This is a genomic window from Halobaculum sp. D14 (assembly GCF_051195135.1).
Lineage (GTDB): Archaea > Halobacteriota > Halobacteria > Halobacteriales > Haloferacaceae > JBNTKA01.
In genome coordinates this window covers 144,482-154,152 of the sequence record NZ_JBNTKA010000004.1, presented here as the reverse complement: position 1 = coordinate 154,152, position 9,671 = coordinate 144,482, and the positions used below count along the sequence as shown (strand labels likewise).

Annotated in this window: 11 protein-coding genes and 1 tRNA gene; 3 read left to right on the top strand and 9 right to left on the bottom strand. The window is 69.3% G+C overall.

What is annotated here, in order from left to right; genetic code table 11:
• Positions 1-330: 330 nt before the first annotated feature.
• Together ACQUST_RS13870 and ACQUST_RS13865 are read right to left on the bottom strand one after the other, a co-directional pair.
• Positions 331-1,428 (bottom strand): tyrosine-type recombinase/integrase, encoded by a 1,098-nt coding sequence (locus ACQUST_RS13870; RefSeq protein WP_435129781.1) that lies wholly within the window; start codon positions 1,426-1,428, stop codon positions 331-333.
• A gap of 61 nt (positions 1,429-1,489) precedes the next feature.
• Positions 1,490-1,572: transfer RNA gene (locus tag ACQUST_RS13865), tRNA-Leu, on the bottom strand.
• 83 nt (positions 1,573-1,655) lie between these two features.
• On the opposite strand from ACQUST_RS13865, the gene ACQUST_RS13860 reads away from it, so the two are divergent.
• Positions 1,656-1,964, top strand: a complete 309-nt coding sequence (locus ACQUST_RS13860) for a transcription initiation factor IIB family protein (RefSeq protein WP_435129778.1) — start codon at positions 1,656-1,658, stop codon at positions 1,962-1,964.
• Between the two features lie 48 nt (positions 1,965-2,012).
• Here the strand turns inward: ACQUST_RS13860 and ACQUST_RS13855 are convergent, their stop codons facing one another.
• From ACQUST_RS13855 to ACQUST_RS13830, 6 genes are all read right to left on the bottom strand, one after another.
• Positions 2,013-2,243 (bottom strand): hypothetical protein, encoded by a 231-nt coding sequence (locus ACQUST_RS13855; RefSeq protein WP_435129775.1) that lies wholly within the window; start codon positions 2,241-2,243, stop codon positions 2,013-2,015.
• Positions 2,244-2,738, bottom strand: coding sequence for a phosphopantetheine adenylyltransferase (locus tag ACQUST_RS13850; RefSeq protein ID WP_435129773.1), 495 nt, complete (start codon positions 2,736-2,738; stop codon positions 2,244-2,246).
• 74 nt (positions 2,739-2,812) lie between these two features.
• Positions 2,813-3,529, bottom strand: a complete 717-nt coding sequence (locus ACQUST_RS13845) for a helix-turn-helix domain-containing protein (RefSeq protein WP_435129770.1) — start codon at positions 3,527-3,529, stop codon at positions 2,813-2,815.
• A gap of 105 nt (positions 3,530-3,634) precedes the next feature.
• On the bottom strand, positions 3,635-4,723 hold the full coding sequence (locus ACQUST_RS13840) for a glutamate--cysteine ligase (RefSeq protein ID WP_435129768.1): 1,089 nt from the start codon (positions 4,721-4,723) through the stop codon (positions 3,635-3,637).
• A gap of 63 nt (positions 4,724-4,786) precedes the next feature.
• A complete protein-coding gene (locus tag ACQUST_RS13835) occupies positions 4,787-5,446 on the bottom strand; it encodes a fibrillarin-like rRNA/tRNA 2'-O-methyltransferase (RefSeq protein WP_435129765.1) in 660 nt (219 codons plus the stop codon).
• On the bottom strand, positions 5,443-6,405 hold the full coding sequence (locus ACQUST_RS13830; protein ID WP_435129762.1) for an NOP5/NOP56 family protein: 963 nt from the start codon (positions 6,403-6,405) through the stop codon (positions 5,443-5,445). The genes ACQUST_RS13835 and ACQUST_RS13830 overlap by 4 nt, the downstream gene beginning before the upstream one ends.
• Positions 6,406-6,516: 111 nt before the next feature.
• Here ACQUST_RS13830 and ACQUST_RS13825 point away from each other — a divergent pair, with 111 nt between their 5' ends.
• Together ACQUST_RS13825 and ACQUST_RS13820 are read left to right on the top strand one after the other, a co-directional pair.
• Positions 6,517-7,695, top strand: coding sequence for a pyridoxal-phosphate-dependent aminotransferase family protein (locus ACQUST_RS13825; protein ID WP_435129759.1), 1,179 nt, complete (start codon positions 6,517-6,519; stop codon positions 7,693-7,695).
• Between the two features lie 147 nt (positions 7,696-7,842).
• Positions 7,843-8,313, top strand: a complete 471-nt coding sequence (locus ACQUST_RS13820; RefSeq protein ID WP_435129756.1) for a universal stress protein — start codon at positions 7,843-7,845, stop codon at positions 8,311-8,313.
• 52 nt (positions 8,314-8,365) lie between these two features.
• On the opposite strand, the gene ACQUST_RS13815 is transcribed toward ACQUST_RS13820, so the two are convergent.
• Positions 8,366-9,631 carry an MFS transporter gene (locus ACQUST_RS13815; protein ID WP_435129753.1) on the bottom strand — a complete coding sequence of 422 codons (1,266 nt, stop codon included), beginning with the start codon at positions 9,629-9,631 and terminating at the stop codon, positions 8,366-8,368.
• Positions 9,632-9,671 lie beyond the last annotated feature (40 nt).

The window sequence follows — 9,671 nt, the reverse complement described above, 5'->3', positions numbered from 1 at the left end:
CCGATTAGATCGCTATTCAACACAGCAGTCTGTGAGCCACTCTAATCGTGACTTAGCATCTATTCAACACGGCAGAACCAACTGATTGATACACCGTATTATAGAAAGCCGAACGAATCGGAGCGAGATGAGGTACTCATAGCCAGTATACAGATTGCTGCGGAGGCTATCAATCTGGCACATTATGGGATGCCGAGGTTGGCTTTCGTATATGAGGTACTCTCTTACAGCATTAACTTCCGGGCCCATGGACAATAACCCATATTAATAAATAGTTGCCTCAGTCAATATTATTGCAAGACATCTTGGTATACTGCCCTTCACGCTGTGTCAGCCCATCCGGTCAAGTGCGTCTCGCCGGTCTTCGACGGGAACTTGGTCGTACTTCATCGTAGTCTGTGCATTCCGGTGACGGAGTTGGGCTTTCGCCGCGGCCAAATCCCGTTCCTTCGTCATGTACGTCCCGACAGAGTGCCGAATCGTGTACCACGACATACTCCGGTTTTCTGTGTCAATCCCTGCCTGTTCACACAGTCTATGAAGTAGTTGGCGTAGTGCCTTCGCGCTGTACGGGTTCCCTCGTCGCGTTAACCACAGACGGTCCGACTCTTCGTACCGGGGATGGGTTTCTCGCTCTCGTATCCACCGCTCAAGTCCGGTCGAGGTTCGGTCCGTTAGCCCGACGGTCCAGTTTCCCTCGTTCTTTGCCGAGTCTTCCCGGGGGATGCGAAGAACCCCGTTTTCCGTATCAACCCAACTACACCGTGCCCGACGTACTTCGACGGGGCGAAGTCCGGCATCGAGGCTGGTCCAAACGAGGGATGTGACTTTCCAGCTACCGTCTTCGAAGTCGGTGTCCTCCAGTGACTCAACGCCGTGTTTCGGGCTTCCTTCTGCGTTGAGTGCTGCCTGCCGAATCTGTCGACGTTCACGAACAGATAAGAAATCGCGGGGCTGATTGTTTCCGCCGCCGCTTTTGAACTTCCACGCGAACTCCCATTCGTCTTCTCCGTGGTAGTCCTGAAGCCACCCCGAATACCGTCGGAGTGCTTCGAGCTTCTTGCCTTTCGTGGAGTCCGCAACGTCGGAGAGAGCGACTTCTTCCATGAACCCGGTGACGTCTGCCTGTGTGGGAGGAACGTCGTAGCGGCCGTTCTGCTTCCATGACCAGAGGTCGAATTCGGCTGTTCGGTAGCCGGTGTTGTATACGGTATATGGGGAGTAGCCCTTTGCTCGCTGCTTGTTCTTGCCGAAGTTGAGTAACCACGTGAGGAACGCCTTCCGGTGTTCGTAGTAGTCGACGGCCTGTTTTTCGGTGAGATACTGCTGGTGGGATTGTGGGACGATGATGATGTGTCGGCCGTTGTCCCATTCGTGGTCTCGGAATATGGTACAGCGCGATAGCCGATTTGGTCCGTTTAGAGACATGTTGTGAGTTGCGTTCTGTTGGCAAACCCACGAGAATAATGCGACGGGGCCGGGTTCGAGATGCGCGGGACAGGATTCGAACCTGCGGACCCCTATGGGACAGCGTCCTAAGCGCTGCGCCGTTGGCCACTTGGCTACCCGCGCGCACCTCCGTATAACGAAATTCGCGGTAAGTAGCTGTCGGACGCGGCCGATGACTTATGTGCGGTGGCGACGAAGCCAGCGGTGTGTACCGGGCGAGCGACGAGGTGCAAAACGAGGAGTGGCTCGGCGAGCTTCGCCGCGCGGCGGAGTCGCTGGAGCTGTCCGGCGAGGCGCGGTCGAACGCCACCGACCTGTTTCTGTCGCACGTCCCGGAGTCGGAGCGGTCGAAGCCGGCGATGGCGGCGGCGGCGCTGTACGCCGGCGCGCTCATCGCGGGCGACGAGCGCAGCCAGACGGCGGTCGCCGAGGCGATGGACGTGACGCGGCTGTCGGTGCAGCAACACTGGAAGGACGTCCTCGAAGACGCCGGGTTCAGGCCGCCGACGTGGTAGCGGGCGCAGGGAGTCCGCTGTCGACGCAGCCGGGACCTGACCGTCGCGTCACTCAGCGAGGAGCAGCCACGCGACGCCGACCGCGCCGGCGACGACGCCGAGTTGGCCGACGAGCAGCAGCGCGGCGCCGACGTACGCGACGAGGCTTCCGGGGTCGCGGCTGCCGAGTTCGACGAACTGGTAGCCGGCGATAGCGGCGGCGGCGCCGCCGAGCAGGAGGCGCGTCGCGAGCGACCGCCGGGCGAGCCACGCTGCGGCGGCGTCGACGGCGTTCGGCATCTACTCGGGTCGCGTCGGGCCGCGTCCCTCCCGTTTGGGCGTGAGGTTGCCGTGCTCGTCGATTTCGCCGTTGACGATGCGGGTCGACGAGATGCGGTTTCCGTCCTCGGCTTCGACGTGGTCGACGACTTCGATGCGGAGCGGGTCGAGCCCGCGCTCCTCGCGGATGTCGTTGATGCGTTCGGCGCCGGCGCGGGTCTCCGGCGAGACGACCAGCGCGTCGAACTCCGGCTCGACGGCGATGCCGGTCGGCTCGTCGAGCCTCCGAATCTCGTAGTCGCGGTCGTACTCGTCGGCGAGTTCGGACAGCACCGATTCGAGGTCATCCTTCCGGTCCTCGTACGACCGGACGTACCGTTCGGTGTGTCTGGTCTCCGGTGCGAGGTCGTCGGAGGTGAGCCCGACCGTGACGTCCCCGAGCTCGAACGCGCGGCGGAACAGCGCGCGGTGCCCGTCGTGGACCGGGTCGAATGTCCCGCCAAGCGCGACGTTCATACCCGTGCGTCGGGACCGCCGAACGTAAAAGCGACGTTACTCCTCGTTCGTGACGGACCGCCGAAGCGACGCGGCTACGCCGACTCGTCGCCGTCTCCGTCGGCGTCTCTACCGTCGGCTCCGGCGTCGGCCTCGCCGCCGTCGACGTCGTCGCCGTCGGACCCGGATTCGGCGTCGTCGCCGCCGGTTTCAGCGTCGTCGTCTGCGGGTGCGCCCTGCCCTGATTCGACGGTGATGGTGACCGGCTCCGCGGTGTCGCCGTCGGCGTCGCCGCCGCGGCCGAGCAGGTCGTCGAGGTTGAACACGGTGTTCAGTTCGGCCTGCACCTGCTCGACGACGCCCTCGACGAGTTCGGAGGGCGCGATGGCGTCGTACTCGTAGGGGTTGTTGCCGGCGCCGACGGACTCGCGTTTGTCGCGCGTCACGTGGCCCTCCTCGTGGAGTTCCGCGAGCGCCTCCCGGACCGTGCTCGGGTACAGCCCGGTGCCTTCGGCGACCTCTTCGCTCGTGGACTCCGGGTGTTCCCGGAGGAAGACGTAGATGCGGGCGCGGGTCTCGGTGTCGAGCAGCCACGACAGCAGGTCGACGAGGCGCTCGTCGAAGCCCTCGGCGACGTCGCTCGCCTCCGCTTCGAGGCGGGCCCTGGCGCTGTCGAACTCCTCGCGCGCCGACCCGGCGTCCGCGTCGGCGCCGTCCGGTCCGCCGTCGGTGGCGTCGCCGGCGCCGTCCGGTCCGCCGTCGGTGGCGTCGCCGGCGTCGTCCGCGTCGTCGGTGGCGTCGTCGGAAGCCATGTGTCCTGCTCCGCAGGTCAGAACTCCGCGCGTAAAACGTCGTCGCCGCTGACTGTCTCGGCCCGCGCCGACCCGCCGCGAGCGGCGCCGACCGACGACGCCGGTCTACGCCGACAGCAGCAGGTCCGTACACAGCGCGTCCAGCCCGTCCCGCTGCCGGATGCGTCGCTGGCGTTCCGCGCCGGACTCCCGGTCGAGGACGTCGCGCAGGCCGTCGACGCCGACGCGGTCGCAGACGCGGTCGACGGCGTCAGCGAGCGACACGACCGAGTCGCCGTCCCGGTCGACGAACGACGCGTCGTGGCCGTGCCGCATCGCCCGCCACTTGTTCTCGTCGAGCGTCTCCCGCCGCAGCGCCGTCGACGTCGGCGCCGCCTCGTCCTCGTACCGCTCGGCGAGGTCGACGACCAGCGCGTGGACGAACTCGACGAACGCGCAGACGACGTCCGGGTCGGACTGGCCGTCGGGCGTCCGCACCTCGACGGTGCCGTGGCCGGTGTGCGGCCGGACGTCGTACCAGAGTTCGCCGCGGTCCTCGATGGAGCCGAGCTCCACCATTCGGCGCTCGAACGACTGGTACGCCTCGAAGCTCTCGAACGACCCGGGCATCCCGGTGTTCGGCAGCGCCTCAAACACCTTCGCGCGCGCCGACGCGAGGCCGGTGTCGAAGCCGTTCCAGAACGGCGAGTTCGCCGACAGCGCCAGCAGCGGCGGGAGGTACCACCGGAGTTCGTTCGCGACCCACGTCGCCTTGTCGGGGTCGTCGACGCCGACGTGGACGTGCAGCCCCGCGGTCGTGTTCCGGTGCTGCGGGTACTGGATTCGGTCGAGCTGCGACCGGTACCGCGGCTTCTCGGCGTGGTCGAGTTCGCGCCACTTCGCCGCCGGATGCAGCCCAGCGGCGGCGACGCGGTAGCCGTACGAATCGGCGTGGTCGACGAGCGCGTCGCGGGCCGCCGTGACGTGGTCGCGGACGTCGGCGGGCGACTCGATGAGCGGCGTCTGCGTCTCGACCGTGCACTTGAACAGTTCGTGGTCGACGCGGTCGACGAGCGGCTCGGGCGGCTCGCGGTCGCCGTACACCAGGTCGTCGGTCCCCGAGACGGGGCGTCCCTCGTCGTCGACGACGTAGAACTCCTCTTCGACTCCGAGAGTACCCATCCGCGCGAACGACTCCGGCGAGCCTGTCTCCATCGAACCGGGGTTGGGTGTGCGGTGATTTATATTTCGGGAAAGCGGCGCCGGCGGCCGGCCGCGCTACCTGCTCGGCGTCGCGACGATGCCGAGGTGGTCCGTGTGGTACCGGTCGAGCCGCCGCGTCTCGAGGACGTCGTACTGCTCGGCGAGTTCGGCGCGGACGTCGTCGAACACCGACGCCGGGTCGGCGGCGACGTCCTCAGAGCGCGCCTTCACGGCGAGCAGCAGCCGGCCGTCGTCCGCGAGGAACTGCGCGTTCCGGTTCGCCACCGCGGCCTGCCCGCGCGTCGCGACGTCCTGCACGACGACGTCACAGCCGGACTCGACGACGTGCGCGTACGTCTCCGGCTTCCGCGCGTCCTTCAAAAGCGGGAACAGGTTCGGCCGCGGGTCGCAGGCGTCGAGCAGGTCGCGGACCGGACGCGCCGCGAACTCGACGGCGTACGTCGGGCCGGCGAAGTCGGCGACGTGGCTCACCGTCGTCCCGTTCGCCGCGCCGAGGTACAGCACCGTCTCGCCGCCGTCCAGCCCGGTGTCCATCCCGAGTTCGAGCATCGCGCCGAGCTTCGACCGGCCGGCGTCCCAGACGCGCCAGTCGCCGTCGGTCGGCTCGCCGTACACCGGCTCGCCCCGGGTCGACAGCCGCTCCTCGCCCGCGATGGGTCGCCGCTGGACGCCCGCGGGAAGCCCGTCGCCGCCGCTGTCGTCCGCGCCGCTCATTCGTCCGCCCCCGCGCCGGCAGCGTTGCCTGCGGCGGTCCCGCCGCTCGCGCCGTCGGTGTCGTCGTCGCCGGCGTCTGCCCGCGCCCTGATGGTTCGGATGCGTTCGTCGAGCTCCTCGTCGAGCGCCGGTTTCCGGTCGCCGCTGTAGTAGTCGACGCGGGCGGCGATGGTGAGCTTCCCGGCGAGCGCCCGCGCCGCCGACCCGCGGTCCTCCGGCCGCGTCCCGCGGACGTACTCGTGGGTGTAGATGACGCCGTGTTTCGGCGACGAGGCGTGCCCGCGGAGGTGCGCGAACAGCGCGTCCTCGGCGCCGAGCACCTGCAGCGTCCCCGACGGCTTCTTCGCCAGCGTCTCCAGCCCGCCGGCCAGCGAGATGAGCCGCGCGGCGAGCACCGGCCCCGCCAGCGCGGCGAGGTTCGGCGCCGCCTCCGGCGCTCTCGCCTCGATGAACGCCTCCAGCTGCTCGGACTCGTCGGCCAGGTCGGCGACGCGACGCGCCAGCGACACGACGCGCTCCTCGGTCGGGCCGTCCGGGTCGCGGCCGGCGACCTCCCGGCAGAACTCGACGCCGGAGCCGGACTCGTCGTACAGGCTGCCGGCCCACTCCGCCGCGCGCTCGGCGAGTTCGTTCGCGACGCGGTCGGCGTCGTCCACCGCCCGGACGGCGTGCAGTAACTGCCTGTCGTCGGCGCGTTCGCGCTCTCTGACCTCGGCGCGGGTCGCCGCCACCGTGGCCTCGCGCAGCATCGCGTAGTAGTCGGATTCGTCGTCGGCGACGTCGGCGTCGACCGCGAGCGACGGCCAGTCGGCCGGCTCGGCGGCGGCGCCCTCGCGGATTCGGTCCACGCGTGCCGCCTCGTCGTCGGGCGCGAACCACGCCGACTCCGACGGCGCGCCGCCGGCGCTGTCCGCGCCGTCCGCGTCGCCGCCGGCGTCGCCGGCGTCAGTGTTGGTCATGGCTCCAGTTTCCCGGTCGGCGCCCCTAAGCGTTCCCCGTCGCGGCCGGCGTCACCGGCCGTACCGCCCGCAACCGAACGGCCTTTGACGGCAGCGGCGACACCGGACGGCATGGACAGACCTGACGTCGGCGAACTCACGCCGCCGGACCGAACGCTGATGGGGCCAGGGCCGAGCGACGTCCACCCGCGCGTCCTCCGCGCGATGGCGACGCCGCTCGTCGGCCACCTCGACCCGTCGTTCGTCGAGATCATGGACGAGACGCAGGAGCTGCTCCGGTACGCCTTCCGCACCGACAACGAGTGGACGATTCCGGTGTCCGGCACCGGCTCCGCGTCGATGGAGGCCGCCATCGGGAACCTCGTCGAGCCCGGCGAGACGATGCTCGTCCCGACGAACGGCTACTTCGGCGGCCGGATGGCCGAGATGGCACGCCGCGCCGGCGGCGACGTCGTCACCGTCGACGCGCCGTGGGGCGAACCGCTCGACCCGGCGGACGTCGCGGACGCGTTCGCGACCCACCAGCCCGACGTGTTCGGCTTCGTCCACGCCGAAACGTCCACCGGGGCGCTCCAGCAGAACGTCCGCGACCTCACGAGCATCGCGCACGAACACGACGCCTACGTCGTCGCCGACTGCGTCACGTCGCTCGGCGGCGTCGAACTCAAGGTGGACGACTGGGGCATCGACGTCGCCTACAGCGGCCCGCAGAAGTGCCTGTCGTGCCCGCCGGGCGCCTCCCCGCTCACCCTGAACGACCGCGCGATGGACAAGGTGCTCTCCCGCGAGGAGTCGCCGCGGTCGTGGTACCTCGACCTGTCGCTGCTCGAAGGCTACTGGGGCGACGAGCGCGCGTACCACCACACCGCGCCGGTCACGAACGTCTACGCGCTCCGCGAGGCGCTGCGGCTCGTCGCCGAGGAGGGAATCACGGACCGGTGGCGCCGCCACCGCGAGGTCGCCGGCGCGCTCAAGGCCGGCGTCGAAGCGATGGGGCTCGAACTGAACCCGACGGACGACTACTGGCTCCCGAGCCTGAACGCCGTCCGCGTCCCGGACGCCGTCGACGACGACGCGGTCATCTCGGCGCTGCTCGACGAGTACGACCTCGAAATCGCGTCGGGGCTCGGCGACCTCGCCGGCGACATCTTCCGAATCGGCTGCATGGGCTACTCCGCGTCCCCCCGCAACGTCTCGTTCCTCGTCTCCGCGCTCGGCGACACGCTCGCCGAGCAGGGCGCCGACGTCGACGTCGCCGCTGGCACCGCCGCCGTCGCCGAACGGCTGTAGCGCCCCGCGCGCGATTCGGCGGGAAGTCAGCGGTCCCGGACCGACCCCTTTCCATCCGCACTGCCGGCCGACCGGCTTCCGGTCCGCGTCGCTCGGTGAGAAGAGGCCCGTTCCTTTTTCATCGCGTCCGGCGAACCACCGACCGACATGTACGACGACATTCTCATCGCCACCAACGGCGGCGTCGCCTCCGAGCGCGCCGTCGGGCACGCGATCGACCTCGCCGCCGAACGCGACGCGACGCTGCACGCGCTGTTCGTCGTCGACGAGGACGCCTACTCGGCGTACAGCGGCGACGAGTACGTCGACGGCCACGAGGGCCCGGAGTACGGCTTCCAGGAACTCGGCGAGGACACGCTCGCCGAGGTGAAGCGCCGCTGCGCCGACGCCGGCGTCGACTTCGAGAGCCACCTCGTCCACGGCGTCCCGTACGAAACCATCGTCGACGTCGCCGACGACCTCTCGGTCGACCTCGTCATCGCGGGCAGCAAGCGCCGCCCGGACGCCTACCGGAGCCTGCTCGGCAGCGTCACCGAGCGCGTCGTCCGGCTCATCGACCGCCCGGTGATGGTCGTGAAGACCCCGGTCGACGAGGAAGGCGAGCCGCTCGACGCCTGACCGGCCGCAGAACCGAACCCGCGTTTTCGTCACCGCAGCCGAAGCCGCGCCGTCACCACTCGGTGAGGGCGCCGGCGCCGTGGAAACGCCACAGCACGCCGAGGAACGTCACGGCGCCGAGGACCGCGAAGCCGCCGCCGACGTAGAACACGGCGGCCATGCCGACGCTGCCCATGAGCCAGCCGCCGAACACCGGCGCGACGACGGAGCCGGGCCGCCAGACGAGTTCGCGGACGCCGAAACTGGACGCGACGCCGGCACCGTCGCTGCCCTCGTCGGCGAACAGCGCCATGCTCGCCGGCTCGCGGAAGCTGTCGGCGACGCCGAGCGCGCCGTTCAGCGCGAGCAGCGGCAGGAACGCCGCGGAGACGTCACCGACCACCGGGTAGGTCTCCGGGAGGCCGAGCGCGGCGCCGACGGCCGGCGTGAACGGGACCGCGACGGCGACGAGGCCGTACGCGCCGCCGCCGGCGAAGACGAACAGGCTCCGCCCGGCGGCGTCCGAAAGCCGCCCGGTGAACGGCTGCAGCAGCATGTTGGTGAACTTCTCGGACACGGTCACGACGGCGATGGCGAGGCCGCCGTAGCCGAGGCCGGCCGACGCGCCGCCGGTGGCTGCGACGCCGGCGAACAGCGGCACCCACGACCGGACGAGCGTGACCGCGACGGCGTACTGCGCCCGGAACGACGTGAGCGTGAGGATGCGGCGGTTCACCGCGAGGTCTGAGAACGGGAACCCGGAGATGCGGGTGTCGTCGGGGTCGAGAAGCAGCGCGGTCGCGCCGAGCGAGACGACGAACAGCCCGGTGATGAGCGTGAACACCTCGTCGAAGCCGTCGAAGTAGTCGTACATCGCGCCGGCGGAGAGACCGCCGAGGATGGAGGCGGCGAACCGCGCCGCGTTCGATTTCCCGATGGCGTTCGCGCGGGTGCCGCGGGTCGCCAGTTCGCCGACGAGCGACAGCGACATCAGGCCCATCCCGGTCGCGACGACGCCCTGCAGCGCCCGGACCGCCATCAACTGGTTCCCGGAGCCGACGGAGCCGAACGCGGCGTACGTCACGACGCCGAGGCCGAGACAGCCGAGCAGCACGACCCGCTTGTCGTACCGGTCGCCCGCCCACGACAGCGGGACGACCGCCGCGGTCTGCGCGGCCGTGAACGCCGTGTACAGCAGGCCGACGCGGATGCCGGTGATGCCGAACGTGTTGACGTACTTCGCGAGCAGCGTCGTCAGCGTGATGAGCCCGAAGCCGCCGGCGAACCGGACGAGATAGAGCGTCCAAAACTGGAGCCGAGGAGACGAGTCGCTGGTCACGACTCGGAATACCGCCTCCCGGTGATATGGGCGTCGAATC

Excerpts from the sequence above, each read along its gene's own strand:
- ACQUST_RS13820 (WP_435129756.1), top strand. The coding sequence starts at position 7,843 with ATGTACGACGACATTCTCATCGCCACCAACGGCGGCGTCGCCTCCGAG.
- ACQUST_RS13830 (WP_435129762.1), bottom strand. The coding sequence starts at position 6,405 with ATGACCAACACTGACGCCGGCGACGCCGGCGGCGACGCGGACGGCGCG.
- ACQUST_RS13845 (WP_435129770.1), bottom strand. The coding sequence starts at position 3,529 with ATGGCTTCCGACGACGCCACCGACGACGCGGACGACGCCGGCGACGCC.
- ACQUST_RS13835 (WP_435129765.1), bottom strand. The coding sequence starts at position 5,446 with ATGAGCGGCGCGGACGACAGCGGCGGCGACGGGCTTCCCGCGGGCGTC.
- ACQUST_RS13855 (WP_435129775.1), bottom strand. The coding sequence starts at position 2,243 with ATGCCGAACGCCGTCGACGCCGCCGCAGCGTGGCTCGCCCGGCGGTCG.
- ACQUST_RS13840 (WP_435129768.1), bottom strand. The coding sequence starts at position 4,723 with ATGGAGACAGGCTCGCCGGAGTCGTTCGCGCGGATGGGTACTCTCGGA.
- ACQUST_RS13870 (WP_435129781.1), bottom strand. The coding sequence starts at position 1,428 with ATGTCTCTAAACGGACCAAATCGGCTATCGCGCTGTACCATATTCCGA.
- ACQUST_RS13850 (WP_435129773.1), bottom strand. The coding sequence starts at position 2,738 with ATGAACGTCGCGCTTGGCGGGACATTCGACCCGGTCCACGACGGGCAC.
- ACQUST_RS13825 (WP_435129759.1), top strand. The coding sequence starts at position 6,517 with ATGGACAGACCTGACGTCGGCGAACTCACGCCGCCGGACCGAACGCTG.